The 19,483-nt window shown below is 59.6% G+C and carries 18 protein-coding genes; 15 read left to right on the top strand and 3 right to left on the bottom strand.

Going from position 1 to position 19,483, the window contains the following annotated elements:
• Nucleotides 1-39: 39 nt before the first annotated feature.
• Nucleotides 40-1,086, bottom strand: coding sequence for a dihydroorotase (pyrC, locus tag ACL2XG_RS07830; protein WP_413722426.1), 1,047 nt, complete (start codon nucleotides 1,084-1,086; stop codon nucleotides 40-42).
• 130 nt (nucleotides 1,087-1,216) lie between these two features.
• On the bottom strand, nucleotides 1,217-4,912 hold the full coding sequence (gene rne / locus ACL2XG_RS07825) for a ribonuclease E (protein WP_413722427.1): 3,696 nt from the start codon (nucleotides 4,910-4,912) through the stop codon (nucleotides 1,217-1,219).
• Nucleotides 4,913-5,475: 563 nt separating this feature from the next.
• Here rne and rluC point away from each other — a divergent pair.
• Nucleotides 5,476-6,432 (top strand): 23S rRNA pseudouridine(955/2504/2580) synthase RluC, encoded by a 957-nt coding sequence (gene rluC / locus ACL2XG_RS07820; protein WP_410015759.1) that lies wholly within the window; start codon nucleotides 5,476-5,478, stop codon nucleotides 6,430-6,432.
• Between the two features lie 61 nt (nucleotides 6,433-6,493).
• On the opposite strand, the gene ACL2XG_RS07815 is transcribed toward rluC, so the two are convergent.
• A complete protein-coding gene (locus tag ACL2XG_RS07815; RefSeq protein ID WP_413722428.1) occupies nucleotides 6,494-7,099 on the bottom strand; it encodes a Maf family protein in 606 nt (201 codons plus the stop codon).
• A 139-nt stretch (nucleotides 7,100-7,238) separates the two neighbouring features.
• Between ACL2XG_RS07815 and yceD the strand changes: the two genes are divergently transcribed.
• The 14 genes from yceD (at nucleotide 7,239) to ptsG (ending at nucleotide 19,449) form a co-directional block, all read left to right on the top strand.
• A complete protein-coding gene (gene yceD / locus ACL2XG_RS07810) occupies nucleotides 7,239-7,760 on the top strand; it encodes a 23S rRNA accumulation protein YceD (RefSeq protein WP_331122489.1) in 522 nt (173 codons plus the stop codon).
• Nucleotides 7,761-7,777: 17 nt separating this feature from the next.
• Nucleotides 7,778-7,948, top strand: coding sequence for a 50S ribosomal protein L32 (rpmF, locus tag ACL2XG_RS07805; RefSeq protein ID WP_162364591.1), 171 nt, complete (start codon nucleotides 7,778-7,780; stop codon nucleotides 7,946-7,948).
• 15 nt (nucleotides 7,949-7,963) lie between these two features.
• Nucleotides 7,964-8,998 (top strand): phosphate acyltransferase PlsX, encoded by a 1,035-nt coding sequence (plsX, locus tag ACL2XG_RS07800; protein WP_413722429.1) that lies wholly within the window; start codon nucleotides 7,964-7,966, stop codon nucleotides 8,996-8,998.
• Nucleotides 8,999-9,004: 6 nt separating this feature from the next.
• Entirely contained in the window at nucleotides 9,005-9,958 is a 954-nt protein-coding gene (locus tag ACL2XG_RS07795) for a beta-ketoacyl-ACP synthase III (RefSeq protein ID WP_410015756.1), read from the top strand.
• A gap of 21 nt (nucleotides 9,959-9,979) precedes the next feature.
• Nucleotides 9,980-10,909, top strand: coding sequence for an ACP S-malonyltransferase (gene fabD, locus ACL2XG_RS07790; RefSeq protein ID WP_410015755.1), 930 nt, complete (start codon nucleotides 9,980-9,982; stop codon nucleotides 10,907-10,909).
• 14 nt (nucleotides 10,910-10,923) lie between these two features.
• Nucleotides 10,924-11,658 carry a 3-oxoacyl-ACP reductase FabG gene (fabG, locus tag ACL2XG_RS07785; protein ID WP_410015754.1) on the top strand — a complete coding sequence of 245 codons (735 nt, stop codon included), beginning with the start codon at nucleotides 10,924-10,926 and terminating at the stop codon, nucleotides 11,656-11,658.
• A 154-nt stretch (nucleotides 11,659-11,812) separates the two neighbouring features.
• Entirely contained in the window at nucleotides 11,813-12,049 is a 237-nt protein-coding gene (gene acpP / locus ACL2XG_RS07780) for an acyl carrier protein (RefSeq protein ID WP_011410921.1), read from the top strand.
• An 81-nt stretch (nucleotides 12,050-12,130) separates the two neighbouring features.
• Nucleotides 12,131-13,372, top strand: coding sequence for a beta-ketoacyl-ACP synthase II (gene fabF, locus ACL2XG_RS07775; RefSeq protein ID WP_410015753.1), 1,242 nt, complete (start codon nucleotides 12,131-12,133; stop codon nucleotides 13,370-13,372).
• An 81-nt stretch (nucleotides 13,373-13,453) separates the two neighbouring features.
• Nucleotides 13,454-14,254, top strand: a complete 801-nt coding sequence (pabC, locus tag ACL2XG_RS07770; RefSeq protein ID WP_413722430.1) for an aminodeoxychorismate lyase — start codon at nucleotides 13,454-13,456, stop codon at nucleotides 14,252-14,254.
• A 12-nt stretch (nucleotides 14,255-14,266) separates the two neighbouring features.
• The gene (gene mltG / locus ACL2XG_RS07765) at nucleotides 14,267-15,283 is read left to right on the top strand and encodes an endolytic transglycosylase MltG (RefSeq protein ID WP_413722431.1); all 1,017 of its coding nucleotides are present in this window, start codon (nucleotides 14,267-14,269) and stop codon (nucleotides 15,281-15,283) included.
• Nucleotides 15,273-15,914 (top strand): dTMP kinase, encoded by a 642-nt coding sequence (gene tmk, locus ACL2XG_RS07760; RefSeq protein WP_410015750.1) that lies wholly within the window; start codon nucleotides 15,273-15,275, stop codon nucleotides 15,912-15,914. Before mltG ends, tmk begins: the two co-directional genes overlap by 11 nt.
• Nucleotides 15,911-16,915, top strand: coding sequence for a DNA polymerase III subunit delta' (gene holB / locus ACL2XG_RS07755; RefSeq protein ID WP_410015749.1), 1,005 nt, complete (start codon nucleotides 15,911-15,913; stop codon nucleotides 16,913-16,915). Before tmk ends, holB begins: the two co-directional genes overlap by 4 nt.
• A 12-nt stretch (nucleotides 16,916-16,927) precedes the next feature.
• Entirely contained in the window at nucleotides 16,928-17,725 is a 798-nt protein-coding gene (locus ACL2XG_RS07750; RefSeq protein WP_413722432.1) for a metal-dependent hydrolase, read from the top strand.
• A gap of 284 nt (nucleotides 17,726-18,009) precedes the next feature.
• Nucleotides 18,010-19,449: a PTS glucose transporter subunit IIBC gene (gene ptsG, locus ACL2XG_RS07745; protein ID WP_410015747.1), complete on the top strand. Its 1,440-nt coding sequence runs from the start codon at nucleotides 18,010-18,012 to the stop codon at nucleotides 19,447-19,449.
• Nucleotides 19,450-19,483 lie beyond the last annotated feature (34 nt).

Below are 19,483 nucleotides of genomic sequence, written 5' to 3'. Positions count from 1 at the left end.
CGGATACTGATAAAGCCCATCGGCATCGACTTGCGTCCATCAGGCTTCCACCCACCAGTGCAGCGCCTGTCCGGCCAGAAACGGCACCAGGACGTCGTCGCCCAGCGGAATACTGTCCGGCTGCAGATGGGTATGCCGACGCAGGGTAATGAAATCATCGTTCGGCGGCAGCCCATAAAAGCGTGGGCCGTTCAGCGAACAGAACGCTTCAAAGTGCGCCAAGGCGCCGATTTCCTCAAATACCGTGGCATAAGCGGCGAGAACGTTAGGCGCATTAAACACGCCGGCGCAGCCGCAGTCGCACTCTTTGCGGTCGCGGCTGTGCGGAGCCGAATCGGTGCCCAGGAACAGTCGATCGCAGCCCCCGGCAACGGCGGCGCGCAGCGCTTCCTGATGCGTATTGCGTTTCAGGATCGGCAGGCAGTAGAGATGCGGCCGTACTCCGCCCACCAACATATGATTGCGGTTGAACATCAGGTGCTGCGGGGTGATGGTGGCGGCCAGATGGCTGTCCGCGGCCAGTACATACTGCGCCGCTTCGCGGGTAGTGATATGTTCCAGGACAATTTTCAGCGCCGGAAAGCGCCGGCGTACCGGTTCCAGGATCCGATCGATAAAACACGCCTCGCGATCGAAGATATCAATCTCAGGCGCCGTGACCTCGCCGTGGATCAGCAACGGCATGCCGATTTCTTCCATGGCGCCGAGCAGGGGGTAAATGCCGGGGACACTGGTCACGCCGTGGCTGGAATTGGTGGTGGCGTTGGCCGGATATAATTTCGCGGCGCTGAAAACGCCTTGCTGGAATCCCGTCACTAACTGCGTTTTATCCAGCGTATCGGTAAGGTAGCAGGTCATCAGAGGCTGGAAACGGTGGCCGGCGGGCAATGCCGCCAGTATCCGCCCGCGATACGCAACGGCCTGTTCTATGGACGTAATCGGCGGCGTCAGGTTCGGCATCACGATAGCCCGGCCAAAGACGCGGCTGGTATAAGGCAATACGGTACGCAGCATATCGTCGTCGCGTAAATGCAGATGCCAGTCGTCGGGACGGCGGATATGGAGTTCTGTCGGCTGTGCGGTCATGAATAAGGCTCCGGCTATTGAGTACGGACAAACGGGTCAATATCAGATTAACGGCGGGGTATTAGAATAAGCATATCGGGCGGAAGTTGCATTATAAAAAAACCCGCCGCAGCGGGTTTGGATGGCAATATCAGTCGTCGTCCTTCGGCGTTGGCCGGGTCGCCGGGGCGGCGGCCTGATTTGCGGCCGCGTGGCCGCCCGCCGAACCGCGTCCCTCGAACCGGTACTCCGGACGCTGCCACTGCTTCACAGGCTCGGGGGCCGGGCTGTAAACGGGCGCAGGGGCCTTGGTCATGGGGGCGCTGACATGCTGTTTAAGAATGGGCTGCGCCTTGTCGTCTTCTGGCTGGACTTCCTGCTGTCCGTTCGGGATAGCGGGGGCCGGTTGCGGTTGCCCGTCGGCAACCGGCGTCGGCGCTGCGTGGGCCGATTGCGCCCCGGCGGCGTCCGCCGCCGGGGATGCCAGGGCCGGTTGCGTATCGGCGACGGTAGCGTGCGGTGCCACCGGGGCGCTGACCAGCGGCGCGGCTTCCGCTACTTGGCGTGGCGGCGACAGACGCGATACCTGCAAGGCGGCAATGATATCATCGGAAAGCAGGACAACGGCCGGTTGGCTCGCGACAGCCGGCGGCGTTACGCTTGCCGGCTGTTCCTGTTCCGTCAGATCCGGGGCCAGCGTGGCAAACGACGCGGCGTCGGTATCCGCCACGGACGCGGCCGGTTGGGCTGCGGCCAGGGTGTCCTGCGCCACGCCGCGATCTTGCGCCTGGATGACATCGGGTACCTCATCGGCCGCCGCCAGTTGGGCCGGGGTCGGCTCAAGCGGAACCAGGGTCGCCGCGGGCAATTCCTGCGGCGCCAGGGCGTCGGTGGTGGCGACGCCTGCCGGCCCGGCGACGGTGCTGCTGTCGACAATGCTGTCGAGGGCGCTGGCCACGTCGCGGTCACGGGTGTGCTCGTTGCCGCCGCCCTGGCTGCCGGTAGCATCGGCGACCTGTGACGGCGCGGTGTTTTCCGCCCCCGCCGTGGTCGGTTCAGGCAGCGGCATGACGTTTACCGCGGTCGTCGCGACAGGTTCCGGCAGTTCCGTCACCGTCGACGGGTTTTGTTCAAAACGTTCGACAGGCGTGATGGGATAGCTGATCCAGACCTTGCCGGACGCCATCTCGGGAGAGGCCACCGCGCCGCTGAGCGGCATCGGCGATTGCCCAAGATAACGCTCGTCACGATAACGGCGGCGACGCTGGCCGCTGACCCGCAAATGGCGCGGGGAGCGACGCGAACGGCGGGGCAGGCCCGCTTCGTTGCCGTTGCGGCCTTCCTGCGCGCTGTTGTCCAGCCCTTCGGGCGCCGGAGCGTCCTCGGTTTGGAACATGATGTCAGGGGTCGGCGCGCTGCCGGCCTGGAACCTGATATCCGGCTGCGAGCCGGTGTCTTCGCGGACGCTTTCGCCCGCGGCGGCGACCTGCGTAACGTCGGCCGCGTCATCGGTGACCCGCACTTTCTGGGACAGATTGCGACGCTGGCGGCGCGGAACGATTGGCGTCGGTTTATCGTCATCGTTCACCGGTTCGGCCAGGGCTACGGCTTCGGGCTCGATCATCTCGGGCTCGGCCTCAACCTCAACCGGCAGGGGTTTGGCTTCCTGCGGCTGGCGCTTGTCTTCCTGGCGACGGCGCGGACGATCGGCGCGCGGTTCGCGGCGTTGCGTCTGCTCCTCCTCGGTCTGCGGCTTCTCGGCTATCACGGCGTCAAGCATCTCGGTCTCGACCGGCGCGTTCTGGCGTTTGCCTTTACTACGCGCATCGTCACGGGGTTCGCGGCGTTCGCGCGGTTCACGGGGCTCACGCGCTTCACGCGGCTGGCGTCCTTCCTGCGGCGCGCGCTGCTCACGCTCGCCGCCACGCTCGCCGTTACGATCGCGGCGGACATTCTGGCGGCGCTGGCCGCGGCGATCCTGCTGCTGGCGACGCGGCGCCTCGGCGGGTTCGGCTACGGCAGGGGTCTCTTCCTTCGGCAGGACCGGTTCGGCGGTTTTTACCGAGGTATCTTCCTCAGGATCGCTAAACCAGCTTTTCAGGCGGTTTACCGCGCGGCTGAATAACCCGGCGGAAGCCGGCTCAGCGGATTTTTCGGGCTTGGCGACGGCCTTGACGCTGGTTTCCCGGGCTACCGGCGCGGGTTCCTCAATCACCGGCTCAGGCGACATCGGCGGCGAATCCGGCATAACGAAAGCAGCCAGCGCGGGTTGTTCAGGCAGCTTACGCTCGGCCGCCGGTTCTTCGGACGGCTGGGCCATTTCCGCTTCGTGCAGTTGCGGCAACAGATAGCTCAAGGTTGGCGCTTCTTCGCCCTTGCGCACGCGCAGCACCGCGTAATGCGGGGTTTGCATTTGATCGTGCGGCACGATAATCGCCCGCACGCCGCCCTGGCGGCGCTCGATGGCGTTGACCGAATCACGCTTTTCATTGAGCAGATACGAGGCAATCTGCACCGGCACGATGGCATGCACCTCGTGGGTATTCTCTTTCAGCGCCTCTTCTTCGATAAGGCGCAGGATGGACAGCGACAGCGACTCGTTATCACGAATGGTGCCGGTACCGCCGCAACGCGGGCAGACATGGTGGCTGGATTCACCCAACGACGGGCTCAGGCGCTGGCGCGAGAGTTCCAGCAAACCAAAACGCGAGATGCGGCCGATCTGGATGCGCGCGCGATCCTGGCGCACTGATTCACGCAGGCAATTTTCCACCTCGCGCTGGTGACGCACGGGGGTCATATCGATAAAGTCGATAACGATAAGGCCGCCCAGGTCGCGCAGGCGTAATTGACGGGCTATTTCGTCGGCGGCTTCCAGGTTGGTGTTAAAGGCGGTTTCCTCGATATCGCCCCCGCGGGTGGAGCGGGCGGAGTTGATATCGATGGCGGTCAGCGCTTCGGTGGTGTCGATAACGATGGAACCGCCGGACGGCAGGCGCACTTCGCGCTGGAAGGCGGATTCGATTTGCGATTCAATCTGGTAATGGCTGAACAGCGGAATTTCGCCGCTGTACAATTTAATTTTGCTGCTGAAGTCGGGGCGGCCGAGGGAGGCGATATGTTCTTTCGCTTTTTCGAGCACCTTGGGATTGTCGATCAGGATTTCGCCGATATCCGGACGCAGATAGTCGCGGAAGGCGCGCACGATGACGTTGCTTTCCTGATGAATCAGGAAGGGCGCGGGACGTCCTTCGGCGGCTTTTTTAATCGCTTCCCAATGCTTGATGCGAAACGCCAGATCCCACTGCAGCGCATCGGCGGATTTACCCACGCCGGCGGTACGGACGATAAGGCCCATGCCGTCGGGGAGTTCCAGCGACGACAGCGCTTCCTTCAGCTCAGTGCGATCGTCACCCTCGATACGACGGGAGATGCCGCCGGCGCGGGGATTGTTCGGCATCAGCACCAGATAACTGCCGGCCAGGCTGATAAAGGTGGTGAGCGCGGCGCCTTTATTGCCGCGTTCTTCCTTATCAACCTGGACAATGACTTCCTGCCCTTCACGCAGCACGTCCTTGATATTGGGGCGGCCGTGGGAGGCGTATTGCGCGGGAAAATACTCGCGGGCAATTTCTTTCAGGGGAAGAAATCCGTGTCGCTCGGCGCCGTAATCGACAAACGCCGCTTCAAGACTCGGCTCAATTCGGGTGATTTTACCCTTGTAAATATTAGCTTTTTTCTGTTCATGACCCGGGCTTTCAATATCCAGATCATACAGCTTTTGGCCATCTACCAGAGCAACGCGCAACTCCTCTTGCTGAGTCGCGTTAATTAACATTCTCTTCATCTTAACTTACTCTTTTTTATGCATTGGCATCAGAGCTGCGGGCAAAAAAACGCATGACCGGGCGATAACCGACGGCCCCGTGACTTGTCGCGAGCCGTCAACCTCACGGTTGTCGCTCGCAGAGGGGCGCATTGTTTCGGTAGCCTGTTTTCAGAGAGAAAGACAGCGCATTTACAGCGGGAATAGCGTCTGATAACGGTCGCCAGAACGAATTCCTTTTGCCGGCCAAGCTGCAATCCGCAGCCCGCTAACTGCCTGATTAATCACTACGTCTTACGCCATTGCTGCGTGTATGGTTGATCAGGCAAATTTAAAAATTCCACGATTTCTCGCCTTTAACGGGCGCAGAGTGGAAAGTTTATGCATTATTCCACCGCTGACACCTATATAGCAAGGCGACTTTACCTCTTGGCAACAAGATTCCGACTTATGGTTACATTTCTGCCTGGCCTGCCTGCTGCGCAGCCGAAATCCACCCGAAAAACTTTTTTACCAATTAAAGCACAGTTAAGCACAGAAAAAGGAGTGGCGCTATGCTGGCGGTATATTTAGAATCGCGTCCCATGAATGAAAATAATGCAGGCGTACAGTTTATAACCGTTTCCGCGGATGAAGCAGGCCAGCGGATCGACAACTTTTTGCGTACCCGATTAAAAGGCGTACCGAAGAGCATGATTTATCGTATCGTGCGAAAAGGGGAAGTGCGGGTCAATAAAAAACGGGTCAAGCCCGAATACAAGCTGCTGGACGGCGATGAGCTCAGGATTCCGCCGGTGCGTCAGTCCGCGCCGGATGAAAACACCGTTTCGCCGCTGCTGGACAAAGTGGCGGCGCTGGCGGAAGCGGTGCTGTATGAAGACGATCACCTGCTGATTTTAAACAAGCCTTCCGGTACGGCGGTGCACGGCGGCAGCGGCTTAAGTTTCGGCGTCATTGAAGGGCTGCGCGCGCTGCGCCCCGATGCCCGGTTCCTGGAACTGGTTCACCGCCTGGATCGGGATACGTCGGGTGTGCTGCTGGTGGCCAAAAAACGATCGGCCCTGCGTTTACTGCACGAGCAGCTGCGCATGAAAGGCATGCAGAAGGACTATCTGGCGCTGGTCGCCGGAGAGTGGCCGTCGCAGACCAAGACGGTCAGCGCGCCGTTGTTGAAAAATATCCTCGCCAGCGGCGAGCGCATCGTGCGGGTGGGCAGCGACGGCAAACCCTCGGAAACGCGCTTCAAGGTAGAAGAACGTTTTGTGCACGCCACCCTGGTAAAAGCCAGCCCGGTGACCGGCCGCACGCACCAGATACGCGTCCATGCCCAATATGCCGGCCACCCGATTGCCTTTGACGATCGTTACGGCGACGCGCAATTTGATCAACAGCTCAAGGGATCGGGCCTGCACCGGCTGTTTTTACATGCCGCGGCCCTGCGCTTCGATCATCCCGCCACCGGCGAGACCATGCGCATAGAGGCGCCGCTGGATAAAGGCTTGCGCCATTGCCTGGTTTACCTGCGCGCCAACGATAAATAAGGCGGCGCGCAGGAAATGGGGCGACGGTATCGCCATCCCGCCGGCGATTGCTGCGGCCCTGCTAGCGCAAGCGCGCCTGCGCGTCCGTGAGCAGGGGATTGATGCCCTCGTTGCGCAGCATCCCGCCAAGCGCAATCAGGGGCAGGCCGATCAACGCATTGGGATCGCGCCCTTCCAGCGCGTCGAACAGGCTGATGCCCAGCCCCTCGCTTTTGAAGCTGCCCGCGCTGTGCAGCGGCTGGTCCAGCGCCACATAACCCGCGATTTCCGCCTCGCTCAGGGTGCGAAAAGTGACATGAAAGGGTTCTACCGTACGCTGGATCCTGCCCGTCAGGCTGTTAAGCAGCGCCAGGCCGGTATAAAACGTCACGCGCCGGCCGCTGGCTTGCCGTAGCTGGCCGACGGCGTTTTCGTGCGTATGGGGTTTGCCGGTAATGCGGCCTTCAAGCACGCAGCACTGATCGGAGCCGATAATCAGATGAGCGGGGTATCGGCCGGCCAGCGCGCGGGCTTTGCCCTCGGCCAGGCGCAGCACCATGTGGTCTGCGGATTCGTCCGCAAGCCTGGTTTCGTCGATGTCCGGCGCGACGGCGATAAACGGCAGGGTTAATTTTTCCATTAGCTCCCGGCGAAACGGCGACGATGAAGCCAAGACAATTTTGCACATATTTTTTCATCCAACGATGGCGTATTTCCGTGCGTCATTTTAAACTGTTCGCCGCTTCGGAAGCGAATATTGATAAAGGCAGGTAAATATGGCCTTTTTCTTTGACTCTATGCCGTTACAAAGTTAATATGCGCGCCCTATGCAAAAAGTAAAATTACCCCTGACTATCGATGCGGCCCGTACTGCACAGAAACGCCTGGACTATGCTGGTGTCTATGCGCCTGAGCAGGTAAAGCGTATTGCCGAATCCGTGGTAAGTGTGGATAGTGATGTTCAGGCGTCGTTGTCATTTAATATTGATAATCAGCGCCTGGCGGTGATCGATGGCAGTGCGGACGTAGCGGTGACGCTGCTGTGCCAGCGCTGCAACCAGCCGTTCGCGCATCAGGTGCACACGACATTTTGTTTCAGCCCGGTTGTCACCGACGAACAGGCTGAGGCATTGCCGGAAGCGTATGAGGCGGTTTATGTCGATGGTTTTGGCGAGATAGACCTGCTGGCAATGATTGAAGATGAAGTTATTCTTTCGCTGCCGATCGCACCGGTTCATGATACTGAACACTGTGAAGTGTCCGACGCGGAGCAGGTGTTCGGCAAGCTGCCGTCCGAGGTTGAAAAACCTAACCCGTTTTCCGTATTAGCCAGTTTAAAGCGAAAGTAATTTAAGGAGTAAGGTCCATGGCCGTACAACAGAATAAACCCACCCGTTCTACCCGTGGCATGCGCCGTTCACACGACGCGCTGACCACCTCTACCGTATCAGTGGACAAAGTCTCCGGTGAAACCCACCTGCGTCACCACATCACCGCCGACGGTTTCTACCGCGGTCGCAAAGTTATCGCCAAGTAATTCCAAGGCGATACATTGATACGTCTAACCCTGGCGTTAGATGCTATGGGCGGCGACTTCGGTCCCGCCGTAACAGTGCCTGCTGCATTGCAGGCACTGGCTTCTCATCCGCAATTAGCATTGCTGCTTGTCGGCAGTCCCGCTGCGATAAATCCTTTACTGGCAAAAACTGATTCCGTTCTACTTGAGCGATTGACGGTTGTTCCCGCCGAATCTGTTATTGCCGGTGACGCCAAACCATCCCAGGCCATCAGGGCCAGCCGCGGCACCTCAATGCGCATCATGCTTGAGCTGATCAAGGATGGAAAGGCCCAGGCCTGTGTCAGCGCCGGCAACACCGGGGCGTTGATGGGGTTGGCGATAATGTTGCTTAAACCGCTGGACGGCATCGAGCGTCCGGCGTTGATGACCGTGCTGCCGCACCAGCAGCGGGGCAAGACGGTCGTGCTGGACCTCGGCGCCAATGTGGCATGCGATGGCGAGATGCTGGCCCAGTTCGCCATTATGGGCGCGGTGATGGCGGAGGATATCGTGGGCGTGGCTAACCCGCGGGTGGCGCTGCTTAATATCGGCGAGGAGGAGACCAAGGGTCTCGATAATATCCACCAGGCCGCGGCGATACTGAGAAGTATTCCGTCAATCAACTATATAGGTTATCTTGAAGCCAACGAGTTGCTGACAGGGAAGACCGATGTGCTGGTCTGTGATGGGTTTGTCGGCAACGTCACATTAAAGACCATGGAAGGGGTGATAAGACTTTTTCTGTCTTTGCTTAAATCCTCAGGGGACGGCGGCAGGCAGGGTTGGCTGATGAAACTTGTCAAACGCTGGGTGAAAAAACGCCTCGCGCGCCAATTCGGCCATCTTAATCCTGACCAATATAATGGCGCTTGCCTGTTAGGTTTGCGTGGCACGGTGATCAAAAGCCACGGGGCGGCGAATCAGCGCGCGTTCGCTGTCGCTATCGATCAGGCAATGCAAGCGGTGGAGCGGCGGATTCCCGAGCGGATTGCCGCTCGCCTAGATGCGGTATTACCCAAGAGTGATTAAGCGTACATGTATACAAAGATTCTCGGTACCGGCAGTTATCTGCCGGCACAAATAAGGTCGAATGCGGACCTGGAAAAAATGGTCGATACCTCCGACGAATGGATCGTAACGCGTACCGGTATTCGTGAACGCCGTATCGCCGGGGTGGATGAAACCGTTTCCACCATGGGTTTCATCGCCGCGCAGCGCGCGCTGGAAATGGCGGACGTCGAGGTGGGCAAGATCGGTTTGATCATCGTCGCCACCACCTCGTCGAGCAATGCCTTCCCCAGCTCGGCGTGCGAAATCCAGCATCATCTAGGCCTTCGGGACGCCATCTCTTTCGATATGGCCGCGGCCTGCGCCGGTTTTGCCTACGCCCTGAGCGTGGCGGATCAATATGTTAAACACGGCGCGGTGGATTATGCGCTGGTGATCGGCTCCGATACCCTGAGCCGCACCCTCGATCCCAGCGATCGCGGTACGCTGATCCTGTTTGGCGACGGCGCGGGCGCGGTGCTGCTCGGCCGCTCCGAACAGCCTGGCATTTTATCGACCCATTTACACGCGGACGGGCGCTATGGCGATCTATTGACCCTGCCGTACCACAGCCGCATCGATCCGACGGCCCCTGCGTTCCTGACCATGTCGGGCAATGAAGTGTTCAAGGTGGCGGTGACCGAACTGGCCCATATCGTCGATGAAACCCTGAACGCCAATCAACTGGACCACTCGGCGCTGGACTGGCTGGTGCCGCACCAGGCCAACCTGCGTATCATCACCGCCACGGCAAAACGCCTGAGCATGAGCATGGATAAGGTGGTGGTGACCCTGGATCGGCACGGCAATACCTCCGCCGCCTCCGTACCGCTGGCGTTGGACGAGGCGGTGCGCGACGGCCGTATTAAGCGCGGGCAGCTGGTGATGCTGGAGGCGTTCGGCGGCGGCTTTACCTGGGGCTCGGCATTGATTCGGTTTTGAATTAACAGGAATTAAAAAAAAATGACAATATTGGCAATGGTATTCCCGGGCCAGGGATCCCAGACCGTCGGTATGCTGGCGGAACTGGCGGCACAATTTCCGCTGGTTGAGGCCACCTTCGCAGAAGCGTCCGCCGCTTTAGGTTATGATCTCTGGCAGATGACCCAGCAAGGCCCGGCGGAAGAGCTGAATAAAACCTGGCAGACACAGCCGGCGCTACTGGCGGCCTCGGTGGCCATCTGGCGCGTCTGGCAGCAGCAGGGCGGACAACAGCCGTCATGGCTGGCCGGCCATAGCCTGGGCGAATACTCGGCGCTGGTCTGCGCGGAGGTGCTTGATTTCGCCCAGGCGGTGCGGCTGGTGGAACTGCGCGGCAAACTGATGCAGGAAGCCGTGCCCGCGGGTATCGGCGCCATGTCGGCCATTATCGGCCTCGACAATGCCGCCATTGAGCAGGCCTGCCGCGAGTCGGCGCAGGGACAGGTGGTGTCGCCGGTTAATTTCAATTCTCCCGGACAGGTGGTTATCGCCGGCCATAAAGAGGCGGTCGAGCGCGCGAACGCGGCCTGCAAGGCGGCCGGCGCGAAGCGTGCGCTGCCGCTGCCGGTCAGCGTGCCTTCGCATTGCGCGTTAATGAAACCCGCGGCGGATAAGCTGGCGCTGGCATTGGCGGACATCGCCTTTTCCGCGCCTAGGGTGCCGGTGGTGAATAATGTCGACGTGGTGGCGCAGACGGATCCGGACGCGATACGCCTGGCCCTGGTGCGCCAGCTGTATAATCCGGTACGCTGGACTGAAACGGTGCAATACCTTGCCGCGCAAGGGGTCGACCAGGTGCTGGAAGCGGGGCCGGGCAAAGTGCTCACCGGCTTGACCAAACGCATCGCCGACACCCTTTCCGGCGCGGCGGTAAACGATCCGGCGTCGCTGGCAGCGGCGCTTGGGCAATAATCATGGGGAATGCAATGAGCTTTGAAGGTAAAATCGCCCTGGTCACCGGCGCCAGCCGCGGAATCGGTCGCGCTATCGCTGAATTGCTGGCCGAACGCGGCGCAACAGTCATAGGCACGGCCACCAGCGAGCAGGGCGCCGACGCCATCAGCGCCTATCTGGGCAACCGGGGCAAAGGGCTGCAACTTAATGTCTCTGACATCGCATCCATTGATTCTCTTTTAGAGAAAATGCGCGCAGAATTTGGCGAAGCTGATATTTTAGTGAATAATGCCGGAATCACGCGTGATAATCTTCTGATGCGCATGAAAGAAGACGAATGGCAGTCTATCCTTGATACAAACCTGACATCCGTTTTCCGCATGTCCAAGGCGGTAATGCGCGCGATGATGAAAAAGCGTTACGGCAGAATCATTACTATCGGTTCTGTTGTAGGCTCTATGGGTAACGCCGGGCAAGCGAATTATGCCGCCGCCAAAGCCGGATTGATCGGCTTTAGCAAATCGTTGGCCCGTGAAGTCGCCTCGCGCGGCATTACGGTAAACGTGGTGGCGCCCGGTTTTATTGCGACTGATATGACAGATGCGTTGACAGATGACCACCGTGCGGACATTTTGTCCCGGATTCCGGCAAATCGTCTTGGCGATCCGAAAGAAATTGCCAGTGCTGTTGCTTTTTTCGCCTCTGACGAGGCGGCATACATTACCGGTGAAACGATACATGTCAACGGCGGCATGTATATGCTGTAAAAAGCACGAAAATCATTTGCGTTATTTGTGGTAAACACCGCAAAATAGCATAAAATCGTGGTTTGACCAGCCGGGATTTAGTTGCATCTTTTTCAACATTTTATACACTACGAAAACCATCGCGAAAGCGAGTTTTGATAGGAAATTTAAGAGTATGAGCACTATCGAAGAAAGCGTTAAGGCAATCATCGCTGAGCAACTGGGTGTTAAGAAAGAAGAAGTCGTAAACAATGCTTCTTTTGTCGATGACCTCGGCGCTGATTCTCTCGACACCGTTGAGCTGGTAATGGCGCTGGAAGAAGAATTTGATACAGAAATTCCGGACGAAGAAGCTGAAAAAATCACTACTGTCCAGGCAGCTATTGATTTTATTCAGGCAAGCCAGCAGTAAGCGAACATCCCTAGGCGGTCATTCGACCGCCTAAGTTTTTTGTCCCACACAGTGTCTTTTTTCCCTCCTTGGAGGACAAGCGTGTCTAAGCGTCGAGTAGTTGTGACCGGACTTGGCATGTTGTCTCCTGTCGGCAATACCGTAGAATCTACGTGGAGCGCGCTCCTAGCCGGACAGAGTGGCATCGGCCCGATCGACCATTTTGATACTACTGCCTATGCAACACGTTTTGCTGGCTTAGTGAAAAATTTTAATTGTGAAGATTATCTGTCGCGCAAAGATGCGCGCAAGATGGATATTTTCATACAGTACGGCATTGCGGCCGGCATCCAGGCCATGCAGGATTCCGGCTTGGTGGTCACCGAGGAAAACGCGCCGCGTATCGGTGCGGCAATCGGCTCGGGCATCGGCGGGTTGGGATTGATTGAAGAAAATCATACCGCCCTGGTGAATGGCGGACCGCGCAAAATCAGTCCTTTTTTTGTGCCTTCCACCATCGTCAACATGATAGCCGGGCACCTGACCATCATGTGCGGACTGCGCGGACCAAGTATCTGCGTGGCGACGGCCTGTACCACGGGTGTGCACAATATCGGCCATGCCGCCAGGATAATCGCCTATAACGATGCGGATGTCATGTTGGCCGGTGGCGCTGAAAAAGGCAGCACGCCCTTGGGCGTCGGCGGTTTCGGCGCCGCGCGCGCGCTGTCTACCCGTAATGATAACCCGCAGGCGGCCAGCCGCCCCTGGGATCGTGACCGTGACGGCTTTGTGCTGGGCGACGGCGCCGGCGTCATGGTGCTGGAAGAGTACGAGCATGCTAAAAAGCGCGGTGCGAAAATTTACGCCGAAGTGGTGGGTTTTGGTATGAGCAGCGATGCCTATCATATGACCTCGCCGCCGGAAGACGGCGCGGGTGCGGCGCTGGCCATGGTCAACGCCCTGCGTGACGCGGGCATCACCCCGTCGCAGGTCGGCTATATCAACGCGCACGGCACGTCCACGCCGGTGGGTGATAAAGCTGAAACCTACGCGGTGAAATCCGTGTTCGCCCAGGATGCGTACAAGGTCATGATCAGCTCCACGAAATCGATGACCGGGCATTTGCTGGGCGCCGCCGGGGCGATAGAGTCTATTTTCAGCATACTGGCGCTGCGCGATCGGGCTATTCCGCCCACCATTAATCTGGACAACCCTGACGCCGAGTGCGATTTGGATTTTGTGCCCCATGAAGCTCGTCAGGTGCCTGGAATGGAATATGCGTTATGCAACTCATTCGGTTTCGGCGGCACCAACGGGTCACTGGTATTCCGCCGGATATAATCGTAGAGTGATGCCTAATGGCCCGTTTATCGGGCCATTTTTTTATCATTGCCGCATCGGCGACCGCTTACCAGGTGAACTATGTATTGGATCAACGGAAAACCCCGGCGCCAATTGCCCGTAAACGATCGCGCCACCCAATTCGGCGACGGTTTTTTTACCACCGCGCGCATACGCGCGGGTGCGATCGATTTACTGCCCTACCATCTGGACCGGCTGGCCGAGGCCGGCGAGCGGTTGTTGTTTGCGCCGCTGGACCGCGGGTTATTAACCAGCGAAATGCGCCGGGTGGCGGAACTCCGACAGCAAGGCGTGCTCAAAGTACTCATCAGCCGCGGCAGCGGCGGCCGGGGGTATAGCGCGGCCGGTTGCGATGCGCCGTTACGTATTATGTCCCATACGGCCGCGCCGGCGCATTATGTCGCCTGGCGCGAAAGCGGCGTCAGCCTTGCCCTGAGTCCAGTCAGATTGGCCCGCGGTCCGCTATTGGCCGGCATAAAGCACCTTAACCGCCTGGAGCAGGTATTAATCCGCGCTCACCTGGACCGGGATGCCGTCGCCGAGGAGGCGCTGGTGCTTGATACGCAGGGTTTTATCGTTGAATGCTGCGCGGCGAATATTTTCTGGCGCACCGGGGATCGGGTTTATACACCGGCGCTGACCCATGCCGGCGTGGCGGGGGTTATGCGGCGTCATATCATGCGCCTGCTTGCGGCCTCGCCGTTCAGCCTGCAACAGGTCGAGGCGCCGGCCGCCGCGCTCGATGACGCCGAGGAAGTGATCATTTGCAATGCGCTGATGCCGGTATTGCCGGTCAACCGTATCGCGCAGCGCCGCTATCCCGCCAGGGCCCTGTTCGACTTCGTCAGCCCGCACTGTTAACTGAGTTATTGCATGAAAAAAACGTTTTTTATCGCCATTATCCTCCTGCTGGCCGCCGGCATCGCGTTTTGCCTGTACCAGGTCAAGCATTTCGCCGCGTCGCCGCTGGTCATTAAACAAGAGACTATTTTTACCTTGCCCGCCGGCACCGGGCGCGAGGGGCTGAAAACCGCGCTGCGCCAGCAGCATATCGTCAAGCGTACCCGCTGGCTGCCGGCGCTGTGGCAACTGGAGCCGGAGCTGGCCAGCTTCAAGGCGGGCACTTACCGGTTTATACCCGGCATGACGGTGCGCCAGATGCTGGCGTTATTAGCCAGCGGCCGGGAAGCCCAGTTTTCCATCCGTTTTGTCGAGGGGTCCACGTTTAAGGAGTGGCTGGCCATTATCGCCAAGGCGCCTTACCTGAAACATACCCTGGACGGGGTGGCGGCGGATCAGGTAGCCGGCCTGCTGGGCCGGGAGCCATCGTCCACGCTGGAAGGGCGCTTTTATCCCGATACCTATCTGTATACCGCGCAAACCCCCGATATCGCTTTGTTAAAGCGCGCGGGACAGCGGATGGATAAAACGCTGGATGAAGTCTGGCGGGACAGGGCGCCGGGACTGCCGTACAAGACGCCGCTGGATTTGCTGACCATGGCCTCGATTGTGGAAAAAGAGACCGGTGTGGCGGACGAACGCCCCAAGGTGGCCTCGGTATTCATCAACCGCCTGCGCCTGAGCATGCGCCTGCAAACCGATCCCACGGTGATCTACGGCATGGGCGAGAGCTATAAAGGTATCATCAGCAAGCAAGACCTGGCGACGCCAACGCCGTATAATACCTATTTGATTACCGGACTGCCCCCCGCGCCGATCGCCATGCCGGGACAGGCGTCGCTTGAGGCCGCCGCGCATCCTGCCAAGACGTCGTATCTTTATTTTGTCGCCGACGGCAAGGGCGGCCATATTTTCAGCACCAACCTGGCAAGCCATAATCAAGCCGTACAGCAATATCGTGAAAGCGTAAAGGAAAACCATGGACAGTAAATTCATCGTGATTGAAGGGCTTGAGGGCGCCGGGAAAACCAGCGCCATCGCCGTGCTGGTGGAGACGCTCAGGGCCCGTGGCATCACTGATGTGGTTTTTACCCGCGAGCCGGGCGGAACCCCGCTGGCGGAAGCGTTGCGCCGCTTAATCAAGGACGGTATCGACAACGAGCCGGTAACCGATAAAGCGGAACTGCTGATGCTGTACGCCGCGCGCGTCCAGTTGGTGGAGAATGTGATCAAACCCGCGCTGGCGCGTGGCGCGTGGGTAATCGGCGATCGCCACGATCTCTCATCCCAGGCTTACCAGGGCGGCGGCCGCGGCGTGGATCCGCAACTGCTGACGGCGCTGCGCGACCTGGTGCTGGGGGATTTCCGCCCCGATTTAACCCTGTACCTGGATCTCCCCCCGGCCATTGGCCTTCAGCGCGCGCGGGCGCGCGGCGAGCTTGATCGCATCGAGCAGGAGTCGCTGGCCTTTTTTGACCGCATCCGGGCGCGTTACCAGGCCCTGGCCGCGGCGGATGCGCGCATCGTTACCATTGACGCCAGCCGTTCGCTGGCGCAGGTTAGCGACGCGCTGCGCGCCAGCCTGAACCGCTGGCTGGACGCGCCGGAGTCCCGGCCGTGAAATGGTATCCGTGGCTGAATACGCCCTACCGGCAGATTCTCGCCCGCTATCAGGAGGGCAAGGGCCATCACGCTTTGCTTATCCATGCGCTCAAGGGCAGCGGCGTGTCATCGCTGTTCTATGCCCTGAGCCGCTGGCTCATTTGCCAGCGGCCGGACGGCATCAAAAGCTGCGGCCATTGCCACAGTTGCCGCCTGATGCTGGCCGGCACCCACCCCGATTTTTATCAGCCCGAACCGGAGAAAGGGCGGTTGAGCCTGGGGGTGGATAATATCCGCCAGATTATCGACCCGCTCTACCATCATGCGCAGCAGGGCGGGGCCAAGGTGGTCTGGTTGCCCCACAGTGAAATACTGACCGAGCCGGCGGCCAACGCATTGCTCAAGACCCTGGAAGAACCGCCTGACCGCACCTTTTTCCTGCTCGGCTGCCGCGAACCGTCGCACCTGTTGCCCACCCTGCGCAGCCGCTGTCTGTACTGGCACCTGCCGTCGCCGGAAGAGCCGGCCGGCCTGCGGTGGCTCCAGCAGCAGGGCATCACGGCGCAAGAGCAGGCGCGCACGGCGCTGCGGCTTACCAGCGGTGCGCCGGTCGGCGCCCTGGAGCTTCTGCAGCCGGGCCGCTGGGCGGAACGTGCGGCGCTGTGCGACGGGCTGGGCCGCGCGCTTGCCGACGGCGATTTTCTGAGGCTATTGCCGCTGTTAAACAAGGACAAGGATGACGAACCGGTATACTGGCTGCTCAGCCTGCTCACGGACGCCCTGAAATGGCAACAGGGCGCCGCCGGGTTTATGCTCAACCAGGATCAGCTGGCGCTGGTGGGCGAGCTGGCCGCGCGATTCCAGCCCGGCGCCCTGCATCATCAATTGCAGCAGTGGCTCCAGTGCCGGCGGCAGTGGCGGGAGATTGCCGGTGTTAACCGCGAATTGTTGCTGACCAATCAATTGCTTAACTGGGAAAACGGCGCGCCGGACGGGCGCACCCATCCCTGGACTCTATAAAAAGGTAATGTCATGTTTTTAGTCGATTCCCACTGCCATCTTGACGGGTTGAATTACGAGACCCTGCATCGCGATGTTGCCGACGTGGTGGCCAAGGCCAAGGCGCGCGATGTTCATCTGATGCTGGCTGTGGCCACCACCCTGGCGGGTTTTAGCAAGATGAGCGAACTGATCGGCCAGCGCGACGAGGTGCTGATGTCGTGCGGCGTCCATCCGCTGAATCTGGATGAGCCCTATGATTTTGCCGAACTCAGGCGCCTGGCCGCGGGCGACAACGTGGTGGCCCTGGGCGAGACCGGGCTGGATTATTTTTACCAGCAGGATAATAAGGCCGAACAGCAGGCGGCGCTGCGCGAGCATATCCGCATCGGCCGGGCCGTGAACAAGCCGGTAATCGTGCATACCCGTTCGGCGCGGGAAGACACGCTGGCTATCCTGCATGAAGAACGGGCGGGGGAGTGCGGCGGCGTGCTGCATTGCTTTACCGAAGATATCGCCACCGCCAAGACCCTGCTGGACCTGGGTTTTTATATTTCGTTTTCCGGCATCGTCACCTTTCGCAACGCCGAGGCGCTGCGCGAGGCGGCGCGCTATGTTCCGCTCGACCGGCTGCTGGTGGAGACCGATTCGCCTTATCTGGCGCCGGTGCCGTATCGCGGCAAGGAAAACCAGCCGGCCTATGTGCGGGACGTGGCCGATTTTATGGCCGGCCTGAAAGGCGTGACGGTGGAACAACTGGCGCAGGCCACCACCGCGAATTTCGGCCGGTTGTTTCATGTTGATCCCGCGCGCCTCGCCGCGCATAGTTGAGTCCGGCGGTATTTCCAGCGCGTAATGGGGTGAAATAAACGCGCGCCGGGGCGGGTTGCGGATGTTTTAATCACCTCGCGCGTCATGGCCATGGGCGCCGGTGTCATGGCGCGTTTGGCCGGCGTCAGTGAAACGTGATTATCATCAAACACCCGGCCGGCGATTTATTTTACACTGCGTAATAAATACAACCCCAGCGGTTCATAAGACAAAAAGCCAGCGCAATTTGAGCTCGCGCCCTGGCGCGGGCGGATCCGGCATTATTACTAGGAGCATTCATCATTATGTTTAAGAACGCATTCGCCAACCTGCAAAAAGTAGGTAAATCGCTAATGCTACCGGTATCCGTATTACCGATTGCCGGCATCCTGCTCGGCGTCGGTTCCGCTGAATTCAGCTGGATACCCGCCGTTGTTTCCCATGTCATGGCGGAGGCCGGCGGTTCGGTTTTTGCCAATATGCCGTTGATTTTCGCCATCGGCGTGGCGCTGGGGTTCACCAATAATGACGGCGTTTCCGCCCTGGCGGCGGTAGTGGCCTACGGCATCATGGTGAAAACCATGGCGGTAGTGGCGCCACTGGTTCTCGGCCTGCCGGCGCAGGAAATCGCCGCTAAGCATCTGGCCGACACCGGCGTATTGGGCGGCATTATTTCGGGTGCCATCGCCGCTTATATGTTCAATCGGTTTTACCGCATCAAGCTGCCGGAATACCTGGGCTTTTTTGCCGGTAAACGTTTCGTGCCGATTATTTCCGGCCTGATCGCCATCCTGCTCGGCGTCGTTTTATCCTTTATCTGGCCCCCGATCGGGTCGGCCATCCAGGACTTCTCCCAATGGGCGGCATACCAGAACCCGGTGGTGGCCTTCGGCATCTACGGCCTGGTGGAACGCGCGCTGGTGCCTTTCGGCCTGCATCATATCTGGAACGTGCCGTTCCAGATGCAGGTGGGCGAGTTCACCAACGCCGCGGGCCAGGTGTTCCATGGCGATATACCGCGTTATATGGCGGGCGACCCCACCGCAGGCAAGCTGTCCGGCGGCTTCCTGTTCAAGATGTACGGACTGCCGGCCGCCGCGATTGCCATCTGGCATTCGGCTAAACCGGAAAACCGCGCCAAAGTGGGCGGCATCATGATTTCCGGCGCGCTGACCGCATTCCTGACCGGCATTACCGAACCGATTGAATTCGCTTTTATCTTTGTGGCCCCCATTCTTTACGTGATCCACGCCATCCTGGCGGGCCTGGCGTTTCCTATATGTATCCTGCTCGGCATGCGTGACGGCACCAGCTTTTCCCACGGCCTGATCGACTTTGTGGTGCTGAGCGGCAACAGCAGCCGCATTTGGCTGTTCCCGGTGGTGGGTATCCTCTACGGCCTGGTTTACTACACCCTTTTCCGGGTATTGATTGTCAAACTGGATTTGAAAACGCCCGGCCGTGAAGCGACAGGCAGCCAGCAGATCGCCCAGGGCGGCACGGAAATGGCGGGAGCGCTGGTCAAGGCGTTCGGCGGCCGGGACAATATCACCAACCTGGATGCCTGCATTACCCGTTTACGCATCAGCGTGGCGGATATTTCCAAGGTGGACCAGCCAGGGCTGAAATTGCTCGGCGCGGCCGGCGTGGTCGTGGCCGGCTCCGGGGTACAGGCGATATTCGGCACCAAGTCGGATAACCTGAAAACCGATATGGATGAATATATGCGCCATAGCGTGTCATGATGGCGCTATAACGCGTGCGGCAGTACCACAGGGG

This window comes from Sodalis sp. RH24 (assembly GCF_047324145.1).
GTDB lineage: Bacteria > Pseudomonadota > Gammaproteobacteria > Enterobacterales > Enterobacteriaceae > Acerihabitans.
This window is presented reverse-complemented; position numbering and strand designations above follow the sequence as displayed.